This is a genomic window from Streptomyces sp. Edi4 (assembly GCF_040253615.1).
Classification (GTDB): Bacteria; Actinomycetota; Actinomycetes; order Streptomycetales; family Streptomycetaceae; genus Streptomyces.
This window is the reverse complement of record NZ_JBEJGY010000004.1, coordinates 6,377,519-6,391,575: the sequence shown is the minus strand read 5'-3', so window position 1 is coordinate 6,391,575 and position 14,057 is coordinate 6,377,519. Positions and strand designations below refer to the sequence as shown.

13 protein-coding genes and 1 pseudogene are annotated in these 14,057 nt (G+C 71.8%); 5 read left to right on the top strand and 9 right to left on the bottom strand.

The genetic code is table 11. The annotated features are described in order from the left end of the window. Window positions 1-316 precede the first annotated feature (316 nt). Window positions 317-743: pseudogene (locus tag ABR738_RS30820) on the bottom strand (transposase); the annotation flags it as partial. A 129-nt stretch (window positions 744-872) separates the two neighbouring features. Here ABR738_RS30820 and ABR738_RS30815 point away from each other — a divergent pair. Continuing rightward, window positions 873-1,859: an L-threonylcarbamoyladenylate synthase gene (locus ABR738_RS30815; protein WP_350233213.1), complete on the top strand. Its 987-nt coding sequence runs from the start codon at window positions 873-875 to the stop codon at window positions 1,857-1,859. Window positions 1,860-1,893: 34 nt separating this feature from the next. Here ABR738_RS30815 and ABR738_RS30810 read toward each other — a convergent pair whose 3' ends face one another. From ABR738_RS30810 to ABR738_RS30800, 3 genes are read right to left on the bottom strand one after another with little or no spacing between them, the layout of a single operon-like run. Further along, window positions 1,894-2,925 carry an NAD(P)/FAD-dependent oxidoreductase gene (locus ABR738_RS30810; protein WP_350233212.1) on the bottom strand — a complete coding sequence of 344 codons (1,032 nt, stop codon included), beginning with the start codon at window positions 2,923-2,925 and terminating at the stop codon, window positions 1,894-1,896. Then, window positions 2,922-3,437 carry an isoprenylcysteine carboxyl methyltransferase family protein gene (locus ABR738_RS30805; protein ID WP_350233211.1) on the bottom strand — a complete coding sequence of 172 codons (516 nt, stop codon included), beginning with the start codon at window positions 3,435-3,437 and terminating at the stop codon, window positions 2,922-2,924. The genes ABR738_RS30810 and ABR738_RS30805 overlap by 4 nt, the downstream gene beginning before the upstream one ends. A 9-nt stretch (window positions 3,438-3,446) precedes the next feature. Continuing rightward, entirely contained in the window at window positions 3,447-4,580 is a 1,134-nt protein-coding gene (locus ABR738_RS30800; RefSeq protein ID WP_350233210.1) for a type III polyketide synthase, read from the bottom strand. A 46-nt stretch (window positions 4,581-4,626) separates the two neighbouring features. On the opposite strand from ABR738_RS30800, the gene ABR738_RS30795 reads away from it, so the two are divergent. Continuing rightward, complete coding sequence (locus ABR738_RS30795; protein WP_350233209.1) at window positions 4,627-5,487, top strand: UbiA family prenyltransferase; 861 nt, start codon at window positions 4,627-4,629, stop codon at window positions 5,485-5,487. Window positions 5,488-5,560: 73 nt separating this feature from the next. On the opposite strand, the gene ABR738_RS30790 is transcribed toward ABR738_RS30795, so the two are convergent. From ABR738_RS30790 to ABR738_RS30775, 4 genes are all read right to left on the bottom strand, one after another. Next, a complete protein-coding gene (locus tag ABR738_RS30790; RefSeq protein ID WP_350233208.1) occupies window positions 5,561-5,842 on the bottom strand; it encodes a hypothetical protein in 282 nt (93 codons plus the stop codon). A 70-nt stretch (window positions 5,843-5,912) separates the two neighbouring features. Further along, window positions 5,913-7,652 carry an aa3-type cytochrome oxidase subunit I gene (ctaD, locus tag ABR738_RS30785; RefSeq protein ID WP_350233207.1) on the bottom strand — a complete coding sequence of 580 codons (1,740 nt, stop codon included), beginning with the start codon at window positions 7,650-7,652 and terminating at the stop codon, window positions 5,913-5,915. Between the two features lie 262 nt (window positions 7,653-7,914). After that, window positions 7,915-8,385: a DUF1360 domain-containing protein gene (locus tag ABR738_RS30780; RefSeq protein WP_350233206.1), complete on the bottom strand. Its 471-nt coding sequence runs from the start codon at window positions 8,383-8,385 to the stop codon at window positions 7,915-7,917. Between the two features lie 533 nt (window positions 8,386-8,918). After that, window positions 8,919-9,509: a universal stress protein gene (locus ABR738_RS30775; RefSeq protein ID WP_350233205.1), complete on the bottom strand. Its 591-nt coding sequence runs from the start codon at window positions 9,507-9,509 to the stop codon at window positions 8,919-8,921. Window positions 9,510-9,736: 227 nt separating this feature from the next. Here ABR738_RS30775 and ABR738_RS30770 point away from each other — a divergent pair, with 227 nt between their 5' ends. Beyond that, window positions 9,737-10,114: a hypothetical protein gene (locus ABR738_RS30770; protein ID WP_350233204.1), complete on the top strand. Its 378-nt coding sequence runs from the start codon at window positions 9,737-9,739 to the stop codon at window positions 10,112-10,114. Between the two features lie 9 nt (window positions 10,115-10,123). Next, window positions 10,124-11,458: a diaminopimelate decarboxylase gene (gene lysA / locus ABR738_RS30765; protein WP_350233203.1), complete on the top strand. Its 1,335-nt coding sequence runs from the start codon at window positions 10,124-10,126 to the stop codon at window positions 11,456-11,458. Window positions 11,459-11,539: 81 nt separating this feature from the next. Here the strand turns inward: lysA and ABR738_RS30760 are convergent, their stop codons facing one another. Then, window positions 11,540-13,471, bottom strand: coding sequence for an APC family permease (locus ABR738_RS30760; protein WP_350233202.1), 1,932 nt, complete (start codon window positions 13,469-13,471; stop codon window positions 11,540-11,542). A gap of 492 nt (window positions 13,472-13,963) precedes the next feature. On the opposite strand from ABR738_RS30760, the gene kdpF reads away from it, so the two are divergent. Continuing rightward, entirely contained in the window at window positions 13,964-14,053 is a 90-nt protein-coding gene (kdpF, locus tag ABR738_RS30755; protein ID WP_350233201.1) for a K(+)-transporting ATPase subunit F, read from the top strand. The last annotated feature ends 4 nt before the right edge of the window (window positions 14,054-14,057 follow it).

Genomic DNA, 14,057 nt, shown 5'->3' with positions numbered 1-14,057 from the left:
TAGCACGGGGCGGTGGCCCGAGTCCGGTAAATTACTCCACCCCTTCGATTGCAGCAAGAACACTCGTCGAGCGACGTGTCAAAAACTTGCGTCGCGGCCATAGATATTGACTCAGCCGAAGGGCAGCGTTTCAGCATAGGGCGGTCGGCGCCAAGAGCTCCGAGAAAGAGCTCGGCGATCCGGCGGACGCTCCTTGCCCGGCGTGGGGCAGGCCCCCCCACGCCGGTCTCGCCACGGCCCAGTACTCGAGCCGGAGATGTGATCTTCATGGCTGGAGGACGGCTCGGCGGTGGTAGTGGCTGCGGCAGGCTCGGACAGCGCGCAGGTGGGGGTTGCCGCCGTAGACCTCGTCGCCGGCCGGACCCCGACGCGGCCGGAACCGCGGCGTCCAGTGCCCGCTCGGATCATCTGTGCGGCGAGCTGCTGCTTGGTCGCGATGCCGACGTTCTCGGGAACGCCGGGCCGGCGGCACCGCGCGGGGTCGCATGTCCGGACTGCGGCAGGTACGGCGCGCGGTCGATGCCCGCGTGTCCGTGCCGGGAGGTGTGGTCATCGCGCGCCCCGTCGGCGTCCCACTTCGCCCGGCCGAGCGGGTGGCGCAGCCCATCCGGGCTGGTGTCGCCGGCGTGCTCGGCTATTGTCCAGCAGTTCTTCCGCGGCAGGTCCGCCGGCGGTCTCAGCACCAACTGCCGCACCCGCGGCCGGGGTTCCAGCCGCGTGAAACGGCCCGCGATCCGGCCCATGAGACCGTCGGACATCGCCAGCCGGCGACGGCCAGGCACTACGCCCGAATACCCGCGCCCCCAACCGGAATCGTAGGCCGGCTGCGCGACCTTCGCCGTCCGTCATCTCGGTCAGCGCGCCCGCCTAAAATGGCGAGGGTGACGGCAAACACCATTGACATCGAGAAGGCGGCCGGTGTGCTGCGCGCCGGCGGGCTGGTGGCGCTCCCGACGGAAACCGTTTACGGGCTGGGCGCCAACGCCGAGGATCCCGCTGCCGTGGCGCGGATCTTCCAGGTCAAGGGGCGTCCGCCCTCCCACCCGCTGATCGTCCACATCGGCGGCGCGGAGCAGCTGGACGGCTGGGTCCAGGACGTGCCACGGGCGGCGCGCCTGCTGGCCGAGCACTTCTGGCCGGGGCCCTTGACGCTGGTCCTGCGGCGCGGTCCCCGGGTGCCCCTCGAAGCGACCGGCGGTCTGGAGACGGTGGCCGTGCGCGTGCCCGGCCACCCCGTCGCGCTCGCGCTGCTGGCGGCCTTCGGCGGCGGCGTCACGGCTCCGTCCGCCAACCGCTTCGGCCAGGTCAGTCCCACCACCGCCGAGGACGTGCGTGCCGAGCTGGGTGACGCCGTCGACTTCGTGCTGGACGGCGGGCCCTGCGAGGTGGGCGTCGAGTCGACCATCGTCGACGTCACGGGCGAGGTCCCGAGCATCCTGCGGCCCGGCGGAGTGACGCGTGAGGACCTGGAAGCGGTGCTGGGAGCCCCGCTCGCCGTCCCCGCGACGAGCCCTGTCCGGGTGCCGGGCCAGCATCCCTCGCACTACGCGCCGCGTGCGCGGGTCGTCCTCGTCGAACCCGACCAGGTGGTCGCCGAAGCGGAGCTGGCACGAGAGCGGGGGCACCACGTGGGCGTCTTCCTTCCCCCCGCCTTCCCCGGTGCCACGGTGGAGGCGCACGCCGTGGTGCGGGTCCCCGCCTCGATGCCCGCCTACGCGCGTGGGCTGTACGGGTTCCTGCGCCGGCTCGACGAGCAGGGGTGCGACCTCATCGTCGCCTCCTTGCCGGTGGAGGAGGGGCTGGGTCTCGCGATCGCCAACAGGCTCCGGCGCGCCGCAGGGCCCCGGCCCACCGTGTGACCAGTGGCGAGCGCCGTCGCGTCCGCGTCGGGGCTCAGGCCAACGCGTTCACGGCGGCCGCGAAAAGGCGGGGCCAACGGGTGGCGGCCGGCACGATGAGCGGTGCGAGCGCGGGACGCTGCCGGGTTCGTACCAGCAGTTCTGTCAGGAGGCGGTGGCGCCGGGTCACCCGTCTCCAGTCGCCCTCGTAACGCTGTGGGGTGCCGCGCCGGATGTTACGGATCAGGGCGTCGGCGCCCGCGAGGGCGAGGGAGACCCCTTCACCGGTCAGCGCGTCGACGTACCCAGCCGCGTCACCGACGAACAACACCCGTCCGTGGCAGCGGTTTCGGGGCCGCTGGCGCAGCGGTCCCGCGCCCCGTACCGAGGTGACGGCCGCCGTCTCGGGAAGTCGGGACGCCAGCTCGGAAAAGGTCGCGAGCTGGTCGTCGTAGGGCGCCCGCCGGGCCGTCAGAAGCGCCACTCCCACCAGCGCCGGGCCGAGCGGAGTGACGTACGCCTCCCCGAACGGTCCCCAGTGCACCTCCACGTACGACGACCACGGCGCGACAGCGTAATGGCGGCGCAGCCCGTAGCGGGGTGCCGTTGTGCTCGTCACCTCCAGGCCCAAATGACGGCGCACCGGTGAGTGAAGCCCGTCCGCCGCCGCCAGCCACCTGGCGCGCAAGCCGGTGCCGGGGACGGTGACACTCGCGCTGTCCTGTCGCACCTCGCTGACGCGCAGGGGCAGTACGGGGACACCCTCGTCGAGCACGGCCCGGTGCAGAGCCGCGTGCAGTTCGGTGCGGCGGGCGCCGAGGCCAGAGCCCTGCCAAAAGCCCGCCTCGGCCCGCAAAGGCCCCTGCACATAACGGATTCCACCGATCGTCCGGCCGGGGACCTCCAGACCGAGCGCACGCAGAGCTCGTACGGCACCGGGCATCAGACCTTCCCCGCACGCCTTGTCGACCGGCGCCCGGCGGGGCTCGGCCACGACCACGTCGAGGCCCCCGCGTGCGGCGTACAACGCGGTCGCGAGCCCCGCGGGACCACCTCCGGCCACGATGAGGTCGTGGGGGGCCTTCATGCGCGCACGGCCGTGGCGAGAGCGGTGTTCTCGCAGCGGATGCGCACCCGGAGCAGCATCGCGTTGGCCGCGGTGAACACCGCGGCGGTCAGCCAGGCGCTGTGCACAAGGGGCAGGGCGATGATCTCCACGACGACGGCCACGTAGTTGGGGTGGTGGAGGAATCTGTACGGTCCCGCGCCCACCAGGCGCGTTCCGGGGGCGACGATGACCCGCGTGTTCCAGTACGGCCCGAGTGTGGTGACGCACCACCATCGCAGCGCTTGCGCCAGCAGGACCAGGACCAGCATGGGACCGCCAAGCGCGGGCCGGAACGGCCGGTCGGCGAGCGCGGTTTCGGCCAGACAGGAAACAAGCAGACCGGTGTGCAGGACGACCATCACCGGATAGTGACCGCGCCCGTGTTCCACGCCGGCGCGGGCGAAGGCCCGGGCCGCGTTGCGCCGCGCGACGGCGAGTTCGGCCAACCGCTCGGCGGCGACGGCGAGAACGAGAAGTGCGTACCAGTGCATGAAACCCACTCACCATCGGATCAGGACTAGTTCGGAGCAGAACCCGGGGCCCATCGCCGCGACCAGGCCCCAGGTGCCGGGCTCTGGCCTCCGGCACGCGTGGATGGTCTCCAGGATGTGCAGGACGGACGCGGACGACATGTTGCCCACCGTCGCCAGGCAGTGCCGGGACACCTCAAGGGCGTCCCCGGGCAGTCCGAGCGAGTCGGCCACGGCTGAGAGCACCGCGGGGCCGCCCGGATGGCACACCCACGCGCCGATGTCGGCGACGGCGAGGCCGTGTTCGGCGAGGAAGGCGCGCACGTGGGTGCCGAAGTGGCCGCGCACGATGTCCGGGACGCCCGCGTCGATGACGACCCGGAAGCCGTCCGCGCCGATGTCCCATCCGAGGAGGTGTTCGGTGCCCGGGTACAGGTGGCTGCGGGTGGCGATCACCGAGGGCCCGGCTCCGGCCGGCGCGGCGGCGGAGCCCGCCTGTGCGATCAGCGCGGCGACGCCGTCCCCGAACAGGGCGCCCGCCACGAGGTTCGCGCCGGAGTCGTCGTGGCGCTGGAGCGTCAAGGAGCACAGTTCGACGCTGAGCAGCACGGCGGTGCCTCCGGGATGCCCGCGCAGGTAGTCGTGCACCCGGGCGAGTCCGGCGGCCCCGGCCACGCATCCCAGGCCGAATACGGGAACGCGCTTGACGTCGGGGCGAAGTCCGAGCCTGCCTGCCAGCCGGGCGTCCAGCGAGGGCGCGGCGATCCCGGTGATGGACGTGCACACCAGCAGGTCGATGTCGGCCGGTTCGATTCCGGCGTCTCCCAGTGCGGCGGTGAGCGCTTCCTCGCCGAGCGCGAGTCCGGCCGTCATCCACGCGTCGTTGCTCCGTCCGAAGTCGCTCAGGCCGGCGTACCGCTCGATGGGCAGGGCGAGGTGACGCGTGCGTACGCCTGCCGACGCGTGCAGACGGCGCAGCAGGGCACGGTCGGCCTCGGGGGCCAGGCAGAGGTCGCCGATCGCCTCGGTGAGGTCGTCCTGGGCGTACCGGTGGGCAGGCAGGGCCGTGCGGACCGCGACGATCGTCGTCGTGACGGGCGGGGAGGGACGGTACGGCTCGGGGGACGGAGCGGGGACGTCCTGGACAACGACAGGGACACGCATGTCGGGTATGCCTTCCTCGCGGCGCACACTCGCATAACTTCCCCCTGTGACTCTCCACCCGCTCGGTGCCCTCGCCCCCGCGGCGCGTCATGTCCCCGTACTGCTGCGTGCCTGCCACCTGGAACCGACGATCGCCGTGACGGTGTTCGGGACCGCGCTCGCCGCGGTGGCGGGCCGAGGGACGACGGGTTCTGCGGCCGTGGCCGCCGCCGTACTCACCGGACAGCTGTCGGTGGGCTGGTGCAACGACGCGCTCGACGCACGCCGGGACACGGCCTGCGGGCGCCGTGACAAACCCGTGGCCACGGGCGAGGTCCCGCCCCGGACGGTGGCCGTGGCGGCCGGGACCGCTCTCGCCCTGTGCGTGCCGCTGTCCCTGCTGAGCGGCGGCGCGGCGGGGGCGGCGCACCTGACGGGCGTGGCCGCGGGCTGGTCCTACAACCTGGTGCTGAAACGCACCGTGCTCTCGCCGCTGACCTACGCCGTCGGCTTCGCCTCCCTGCCGGCGTTCGTCACCCTCGGCCTGCGCCCGTCGCTGTGGCCCGCGTGGTGGGCCGTGACGGCGGGGGCGCTTCTGGGCGTCGCGGCGCACGTGGTCAATGTGCTGCCCGACATCGAGGACGACCTCGCGGCGGGGGTGCGCGGGCTGCCCCAACGACTGGGCCGCCGGGCCTGCCGGTGGCTCGCCCCGGCGACGATGATGGTGGCCATCGGCGTACTGATCGCCGGGCCGCCGGGCGCGCCGCGATGCCGGGACTGGTCCCTGGGGGCGGCATCGGCGGCCGTGACGCTGGCCGGCGCCGCCCTGCCGTTGGGGCGCCGGAGCCGATGGCCGTTCCGGGCGGCGATCGTCGGCAGCGGCATGGCTGTCGCTCTGCTGCTCCTGCGCGGCGCGGACATGGCCTGATCCGTCCCGGGCCGGTGGGGCGGCGCGGGGGCCTCGTGGTCGCCGCCCACGCGTGACCCGCGCGCGGCCCGGCTCAGCGTAGACAGCGCAGATACGAGATGCCGGCGCACAGGGCGAAGGCGAGCAGGGTCAGGCAGATGAGGCGGCGGCGCAGCTGGGCGTACCGGTGGGCGTATTCGGCCCGGAGCCTGTCGGCGCGGACCACGGTCGCCGCCAGCATGTCCCGGTGCAGCCGCAGATGGTGCCGGGCGAAGCGGGCGGAGACTTCCCGCTGTTCGGCGGGACCGAGCCAGGTCAGGGCGCGGGCGAAGTCCTGCCCCTGCTCGTGTGCGTCCCGCCGCACGGCCTCGCTCATCAGGAATCCTTCGAGCCGGACAAGCCCCTCCGCGGCTTCTTTCGAGGATTTGGACATCGGTGGCCGCCGCCTACTTGTCCTGGTCCTGGCCGGGCCCGGAGTTGAGTCCCCGGGAGGTGACCGCCTCGTCGTCGTCGACGATGTCGCGCCTGTGGTTGTTCGCCGCGTCCAGTGCCGCGATCGCCGGGTGGTGGAGGTCGAAGGCGGGTGATTCGGAGCGTACGCGGGGCAGTGTCACGAAGTTGTGCCGGGGAGGCGGGCAGGAGGTGGCCCATTCCAGGGAGCGCCCGAAGCCCCAGGGATCGTCGAGCGTGACGCGGGGCGCGTACTTGGCCGTCTTCCATACGTTGTAGAAGAACGGCAGGGTGGAAGCGCCGAGGAGGAAGGCGCCGATGGAGGAGATGGTGTTGAGGGCGGTGAATCCGTCGGCGGCGAGGTAGTCGGCGTACCGGCGCGGCATGCCTTCGGCGCCCAGCCAGTGCTGGACGAGGAACGTGGCGTGGAACCCGACGAACAGCGTCCAGAAGTGGATCTTCCCGAGGCGTTCGTCGAGCAGCTTGCCGGTGAACTTCGGCCACCAGAAGTAGAACCCCGCGAACGTGGCGAACACGACCGTTCCGAAGACCACGTAGTGGAAGTGCGCGACGACGAAGTAGGAGTCGGTGACATGGAAGTCCAAGGGCGGTGAGGCCAGGATGACTCCGGTGAGGCCGCCGAACAGGAAGGTGACGAGGAAGCCGATCGACCAGAGCATCGGGGTCTCGAAGGACAGCGAACCGCTCCACATCGTGCCGATCCAGTTGAAGAACTTCACCCCGGTCGGCACCGCGATCAGGAACGTCATGAAGGAGAAGAACGGCAGCAGCACCGCCCCGGTGGCGAACATGTGGTGGGCCCATACGGTCACGGAGAGGCCGGCGATGGAGATCGTGGCGCCGATCAGACCGGCATAGCCGAAGATCGGCTTGCGCGCGAACACCGGGATGATCTCCGTGATGATCCCGAAGAACGGCAAGGCGATGATGTAGACCTCGGGGTGCCCGAAGAACCAGAACAGGTGCTGCCACAGGATGGCCCCGCCGTTCTCCGGGTTGAACACCTGGGCGCCGAAGCGCCGGTCGGCTTCCAGGACCAGCAGCGCCGCCGCGAGGACCGGGAAGGCGAACAGCACCAGTACCGATGTCAGCAGGATGTTCCAGGTGAAGATCGGCATCCGGAACATGGTCAGGCCGGGCATGCGCATGCAGACGATCGTGGTCACGAAGTTGACCGAGCCGAGGATCGTTCCGAACCCGGACAGCGCCAACCCCATGATCCACATATCGCCGCCGACATACGGCGTGCGGGTGCCGCCGCTGAGCGGCGTGTAGGCCGTCCAGCCGAAATCGGCCGTTCCCTCGGTCGTGAACAGGCTGCCCAGCACGATCAGTCCGCCGAAGAGGAACAGCCAGAACGCGAGCATGTTCAGTCGCGGAAACGCCACATCGGGTGCGCCGATCTGCAACGGCATGATCGCGTTGGCGAAGCCGGCGAACGTCGGGGTCGCGAAGAACAGCAGCATGATCGTGCCGTGCAGCGTGAAGACCTGGTTGTACTGCTCGGTGGACATGATCTGCAAGCCGGGCCTGGCCAGTTCCGCCCGCAGCAACAGGGCCAATACGCCACCGATGACGAAGAACCCGAACGACGCGATCAGATACAGATGACCGATCTTCTTGTGATCCGTCGTGGTCAGCCAGGAGACCACGACTTGTCCCCGCGACCGCTTCGACGCGGGGACAGGCGCGACAGGTTCCGCGGACAACACCATGAATGCTTCCCTCCGCCGAAGACAAGGATCGGTCGCGCTCAGTACCCATGGCGGGCGTCCTTACGCGCGTCTCACAGATCTACTACGGAAGGTGGCGGAACACGAGGCGCCAATCGGCTCATGTCCGTTCGGCGCGACAGGGCCGCATTTCTTCGGCTCGGCTGCATTTCTCCGGGACCGCACCAGCCGGTGCGGCGACCCGGGCCGCCAATCGGGCGACTGAGCGATTGACCGACTGAGCGACCGGCGTGAGCCGAACCGGTCAGTGTTCGGCGTGCTCGGTCAGCGCCGTGTAGCCGAGCTGGAGAACGTCCGACACGGCCAGCGCGGTCAGCGCACCTGTCGCCGTGCGGGTGGCCTCGGGCCAGACCGTCCTGGCGCCGGTGAACGTGGCGACGATCCATACGCTCAGGCAGAACGGACAGCTGAGCAATTCCCCCACGGTGTGGCGACCGGACTCCTCACGCGGGGTCTCGTTGAGCTCGGCGGGCGCGCCGTCACCGTCCACACGGGTGAACGGGGCGCGCAGCGGGCGGGTCACCGTGGCCTTGCCGATGAGGCGACTGAGCCGGAACGTGGCGGCGGCCGTCAGCAGAAGATCCCAAGGGTCCGGCTCGGGCAGGGGGCGGCCGCTGCGGCGATGCAAGGCGGTCCATCCGGCCGCGTACCCCGCGAAACCCATCACCGCGCCCAGGTGACCGCCGTGGGACCGCAAAACCTTTAGTGGCCTCATCGCAATGCCTCATTCTGCCGCTTGGGCTCGCGTCGGAATTCGCCGGGACGAATTCGCCGGAACATGTACAGCACCAGCTGCCCGGGGCAGGTACCCCGTACCGACCTTGACACGCACGGCTGAAATGCGCGGCCTCGGAAGCCGGAGCGGGGACGCCGGGGTGATTCGCCCGACCGGAGGCTTCACCCGATCCGTCCACCGCTGACGTACGCCCCCGAACCGCCCGGGGCTCACCCGCCGGACCCGTGCGACACCCGGTCACCGAGGTGAGGCGGTCCGCGCGGACGTGGCGGCGGTGGAGCGGGCCCCGGTCTGGAGGAGGCCGGAGGTGGCGCGCGAACCCGGGTCGGCCACAGGGCGGCCAGGAGCACCAGGCCGGGCGCCGTCCACAGCAAGGCGCGCCCCCGTGGGCGTGGCCGGCCGTCGCGTCGACGCCGAGGAGCAGGGCCTCGAACACGGCGGCGAGCCGGCCGCCGTCCGGGCGGTCGGCCCCCAGGCCGGGTTCGCGGCAGGACGCCGCGCGGGCACGTCGCTCACCGGGTCAGGTCCCCGGCGTCCAGCGGCCGCCGCCACGCGATGCGGCGGTGCATCGCGTCCAGGTCGGCCTGGAGCGGGCTCGGCGGGACGGCGAGGACCGGGCAGGGGGCGTGGGCCAGGCAGTAGCGCGACACCGAGGGGCGCAACGCGCGCGTCAGGGGCGCGCGGGAACCCGTGCCGACGACGAGAAGATCGTCGGGGCCGCGCACGGTGTCCACGAGGGCCGCGCCCGGTGTGGCCCGGACCGCGAGCCCCGCAAGGGTCACGTCCGGCGGCCCTTCGCCGAAGGCGGTGCCAAGGACCTCCCGCAGCCGTTCGACCGCCGCGTCACGGCAGCCCACCAGCAGGGGCAGGCCGCCGCCGCACGCCCTCGACTCCGGGCCGAGCGGCGCCCGCCAGGCCAGGACGACCCACAGTTCCGCGTCCCGCACCCGTGCCTCGGCGGCCGCCCGGTGCAGCGCCGTCAGACTTCCGAGGGAGCCGCACGTACCCGTCACCACTCGTCTTCGCACCCATTCCTCCGCCCTCGCGCCTTCGTGGTCCCACAGGCCCATGTAACGGCGCGCGCACGGCACTTGGCGGTTCACTGACGCTCCTCTGACGCCGCGACGGCCCGCCCATACGTCTCTCGTACGCCCCGGGGCGCGGGCCGTCAGTGGCGTGTATGGACTCCTCCGCTTTTCGTCAAGGCACCGTCAGGGAGCCACCCGAACCGTGCGCGGACGGGGATAGCTTCGGTGCCACGCCCCGGACCGCCTCCCCGCGTCCGGGGCTCACCATCGCCCCCGATCCACGATTTCCAGGGAGAACCCCCGTGTGTCTGTTCCCGTACGACGATGATCCGGAGCGCGATGATCCGGAGCCCGGCGAACGGGCCCCGGCCGGACTCCTGTTCGCACCCGTCCGGCTGCCGGGCGGCACGGAAGCGGTGACCGGGCCGTCGCGTACGGCGCTCGGCACGCGGGCGGCCGTCGGGCCCACCGGGACCGCGCGGACGGCCCCGGACCCCGGCGACGACCAGGCCTTGGCCCGGTTGCCCGCGTACCTGTCGCCCGCGTACCCGCGTAAGCAGCCGTGCCCGCCGCTCGGCTCCGGCCCTGTGACCGTGGGTCCCGCGCTGTCGGCCTCCTGGGCCGCGCCCGCCCCGGGCGCCCCCGCGACTGTCCGCCCCGCGTTCCGCGTCGTCGTCTGAAGGGACACCATGACCATCGCCGTTCTTCCCGCGGCCCCCGCCGCCGCGGACGATCTGTCCATCTGGCCGGCCTCCACGGCCCCGTTGCCGCACGGCGCCCTCTCGGTCGGTGGCGTGGCGCTGACCGCGATCGCGGAGCGTTTCGACACCCCGGTCTACGTCCTGGACGAGGGCGAGGTACGCGGCCGCTGCCGCGCCTACCGGGACGCCTTCCCCGACGCCGACGTCCTGTACGCCGCGAAGGCGTTCCTGTCCCGGGCCATGGTCCGCTGGGTGAGGGAGGAGGGCCTGGGGCTCGACGTGTGCTCGGCGGGCGAGCTCGAACTCGCCGTCGCCGAGGGCTTCCCCGCGGACCGCGTCGTCCTGCACGGCAACGCGAAGTCACCGCACGACATGGCGGCCGCGCTGCGGCTCGGGGTGGGCCGGATCGTCATCGACAGCCCCGGCGAGATCGCCCGGATCGCGGCCGCCGTGGGGCCAAGCGGCTCCCAGAAGGTGCTGGTGCGGGTGGTGCCGGGTGTCGCGGCCGGCGGTCACGAGAAGATCCGTACGGGTACGGAGGACCAGAAGTTCGGCCTGTCCCTCACCGACGGCTCCGCCTCGCGCGCCATCGCCCGGATCCTCGGCAGGCCCGAGCTCGCACTCGTCGGTCTGCACTGCCACATCGGCTCCCAGATCACGGAGGTGAAGCCGTATCTGACGGCGGTGCGCCGCATGGTGGGCCTGATGGCCCGGGTCCGCGACGCCCACGGCGTGGTCCTGCCCGAACTGGACATGGGCGGCGGCCACGGCATCGCCTACCGGCCGGGAGAGCCCGCGCTCGACCTCGCGGAGCTGGCTCGCGCGCTGCGCGCCGAGCTCGTGGAGAGCTGCGCGGCGGCGGGCCTGACCGTGCCCCGGCTCGCCATCGAGCCGGGCCGCGCGGTCGCCGGTCCCGCGGGGGTCGCGCTCTACCGGGTCCTCGCCCTGAAGCGCACGGCGGGCCGGGTGTTCGTCGCCGTCGACGGCGGCATGAGCGACAACCCGAGGCCCGCCCTGTACGGGGCGCGCTACGCGCCGCGCCTGGTCGGCCGGCGCTCCACCGCCGGGCCCGCTGTGGCCACGGTGGTCGGCCGCCACTGCGAGGCGGGGGACATCCTCGCCGCCGACGTCCCTCTCCCCGGCGACCTGCGCCCGGGCGACCTGCTCGCCGTACCGGTGGCGGGGGCCTACCAGTTCGCGATGGCCTCCGGTTACAACCTGGTCGGCCGTCCGCCCGTCGTCGCGGTCGGCGGCGGGGCGGCGCGGCTGCTCGTCCGCCGGGAGACGCCGGCCGACTTCCGCGCCCGCGACGTCGGCGCTTAGGCCTTAAGTCTTGGGCCTTAGGCGGCGATCACGACGCGCCACGGGCGGGCGCTGCCCGCGCGGCTGCCGCCGGGAGGCGGGTCAGCCGGCGTGGACGTGCGGGCGGCGGGCGCGGTCGGGTTCGGCCTCGCGGATGACCTCGCGGGTGACGGGTGCGACCTCGCCCTGGCCGAAGAGGAAGAAGCGCAGGAAGTTGGCCATCGGGTTGCCCTCGGTCCACTCGAAGTAGATGTGGGGCCGCTGGCCCGTCTCGTCCCGTACGTGCAGCAGGAGGGCGGCGAGCGCGTTGGGGATGCTGGAGCTCTCCAGGGTCAGGACGCGGTAGCGGCCGTGCAGCACCTCGCCGCGCACCCGCAGGCCGGATTCGAACTCCGACGCGTCCAGGACGGTGACCTCGACGAACAGGACGTCGTCGCCGGGCGGGATGTCGTTGTCGGCGCGGATCTGCTCGACCTTGTCCCGGTACTCGGCTTCGTCCCGGCTGTCGGGCTCGTTGGCGATGAAACGGATCGTGCCCTGCGAGGCGTCATGGACCAGGCGCCGGGCCTCCTCGTCCAACTCCACGTCGGTGACGCGCAGTTCGAAGACGCGGGCCAGGCGCGACAGGAGGGAAAGGGCCATGATCCCGGCGATGAAGCAGGCACCGATCTTCACACCGTCCGGCCGCTCCGCCACGTTGACAGCGGTGGTGTAGACGAGCACGGCCGCGATGACGCCGAAGCCGATGGTCCAGCCGCGCTGGCCGGCCCGGCGCGCCGCGATGGTCACGGCGACGGCCGCCGAGGTGATCAGGACGAGCACACCCGTGGCGTACGCGCCGCCCTGCTTGTCCACGTCGGCGTCGAACAGCCAGGTCACCAGGAACGCGATCAGAGTGAACACGATGACCATCGGGCGCAGGGCGCGCGCCCAGTGCGGGGCCATGCCGTACCGGGGCAGATAGCGCGGCATCAGGTTCAGCAGCCCTGCCATGGCCGAGGAGCCCGCGAACCACAGGATCAGGATCGTGGAGATGTCGTAGACCGTGCCGAAGGCGGTGCCGAGGTGTTGGTGGGCGAGGTAGGCCAGGGCGCGCCCGTTGGCCGCGCCGCCCGGCTTGAACTCGTCGGCCGGGATCAGCAGGGTCGTGATGAAGCTGCTGGTGATCAGGAAGACGCTCATGATCACGGCGGCGGTCGTCAGGAGCTTCTTCGTGCCCCGGATCCGTCCGGCCGGCCGGTCCGGCGCGTCGCCCTCCTCGCCCTGGACGTGCGGCATGACCGCGACGCCCGTCTCGAAACCGGACATGCCGAGCGCGAGCTTGGGGAAGACGACGAGCGCGATGGCGAGCATCATGAACGGGTTGCTGTGCTCGGCGGTCAGCGCGTGCGACCAGTCGGTGACGACGTGGGGCTGCGACACCACCTCGACGATGCCGTCCGCGATGACGACGACATTGAGCGCGAGGTAGGAGAAGACGAGGACGACGGCGACCCCGATGGCCTCGCTGAACCCCTTGAGGAAGACCGCTCCGAGCAGCGCGATGAGGATGAGCGTGATCAGGACCTGGTGGCCGCTGAGGACACCGGTGAGGTGCGGGTTCTCCACCAGGTGCGCGGTGGCGTCGGCGGCCGAGAGGGTGATGGTGATGAGGAAGTCGGTCGCCGCGAACCCGAGCAGGGTCAGCACGAACAGCTTGCCCTTCCAGAACGACAGAAGCCGCTCCAGCATCGCGATCGAACCCTCGCCGTGCGGGCTCTCCTCGGCCACCCGCCGGTACACCGGCAGCGCGCCGAACAGCGTGAGGAGCACCAGGACGATCGTCGCCAGCGGCGAGAGCAGTCCGGCGGCGAGCGCCGCGATGCCCGGCTGGTAGCCCAGGGTGGAGAAGTAGTCGAGACCGGTCAGGCACATGACGCGCCACCAGGGCCGCCCCGGGTGCTCGGTGTCCGGCGCGGACTGCTGCCTGGGGAGGTCGGTCAAGCCTTCCAGCATCCACGCGCGCAGGCGCGAGGCGGGGGCCGGAGTGGCCATCGGGGGGCTCCTGTCGTACGGGATGGTTTTCGGCCATCGACACGACGGCCGAGCCAGCGTACGCATTCTGATCGCCCGGGCCGGGACGCGGGCCGATGACGGGGGCCGATCCTGACGTGTCCTTAACACGGACCGCTCCAGCGGCGTAACGAGCCGCACGCCGGCCCGCGCCGGGCCGCCGGACACCCGCGTGCCCATGACGGTCCACGCGAGCGGCCCGACCTCCCCCGGCATCCCCAGGTGGCACTCCACGCTCCCCGTGCGGGGCCCCTTCACGTCAGGGCGGCATCAAGAGTGCCCACGGGTCCGTATGGAGGGCATCAACGGGACTTAACGCCCGGCTGTCCTCGCGGTTTGCTCGGCTTCGGCCACACGGCCGATTCCATCTCATCACTTCATCCAGGAGCTCACGATGGCCGATCTGGCCTTCGTCGCCACCACGATCGCGGTCTTCGCACTGGTGGCCCTCATCGCGCGGGGGGTGACCAAGCTGTGAGCGTCGAGAACATCGTCGGTCTCGTGGTGGCCGTCGCGCTGCTCGGTTACCTCGTCCTCGCCCTCGTGTACCCGGAGAGGTTCTGAGCAC